The organism is Vallitalea maricola (assembly GCF_036985595.1).
Lineage (GTDB): Bacteria > Bacillota > Clostridia > Lachnospirales > Vallitaleaceae > Vallitalea > Vallitalea maricola.
This window is the reverse complement of the sequence record NZ_BTPU01000114.1, coordinates 1-216: the sequence shown is the minus strand read 5'-3', so window position 1 is coordinate 216 and position 216 is coordinate 1. Positions and strand designations below refer to the sequence as shown.

Sequence of the window (216 nt, the reverse complement as noted above, 5' to 3'; positions counted from 1 at the left end):
TGGTTCTGCGTAAGACCATCAGGAACAGAACCATGATCCATCTTCTAGAGTATAATAAAGTACATTTGATTTTGGTAAATCTGTATCCTCCAAGTAATCTACTGCTTCTGTTACTTTGACACCATTAATATCCTTAAGTGGCTCATTTCTTAATGTACTTAATATATGTTTTATTTTGTTAACTCCTTCAATACCTTTCAAAGTTACAGATTCAAG

Annotated in this window: 1 pseudogene; it reads right to left on the bottom strand. The window is 32.4% G+C overall.

Annotated elements, in window-relative coordinates:
• Positions 1–18: 18 nt before the first annotated feature.
• Positions 19–216 (bottom strand): annotated as a pseudogene (locus AACQ14_RS23205) (phospho-sugar mutase); the annotation flags it as partial.